General features: G+C 71.3%; 1 protein-coding gene. It reads right to left on the minus strand.

All coding sequences use genetic code 11. The features are described 5' to 3' along the window. A partial coding sequence (locus tag AC1DWF_RS37660; RefSeq protein ID WP_476843514.1) for a tetratricopeptide repeat protein occupies positions 1 to 552 on the minus strand: 552 nt, incomplete at both ends.

The following is a 552-nucleotide window of genomic DNA, read 5'->3' on the forward strand; positions in this document are numbered from 1 at the left end:
TCGTAGAGGCGCAGCACCTCGGCGAACTCACCGCGCTCCATGTGGAACATGGCCTGGTGCCAGGAGAGGTGGTGCAGCAGGTTGTTGCCGCCATCGAAATTCGAGGACAGGCCCGTGATCCAGCCGATGCCCTCGGCGCGGCGGCCCTGCATCTCCAACACATGGGCGACGGCATGCGCGGCCCAGAGATCGGCGGGGTCGCGGCGGATGGCTTCCCGGCCGGCGGCCTCGGCGACGACGAGGCTGCCGCATTCCTCATGCGCGAAGGCGCGGCAGGCGAGCAGCGAGCCGTAGCCCGGCACCTCCCCGTCCCAGTGCGGCAATGCGCGCTCGACGGAGGCCATCATCTCCGGCGCCTTACCCATCCAGAAGGCGGCGAAGTGGTGCAGGCGGAAGGCGAGGATGTCGCGCGGGTGTTCGGCGAGGAGCTCCTCCCAGATGGCGATGGYGCGGTCCTGCCCGCCCTCGGCCCAGGCGCCGAGCGCGGCCATGTGCATCTGCTCGCGGGGGTTGCCGCCGAAGGCTCGCGCCTGGTCGTGCGCGGCCTTGGCG

The sequence above is a fragment of the Aminobacter sp. P4_D5 genome (assembly GCF_056401815.1).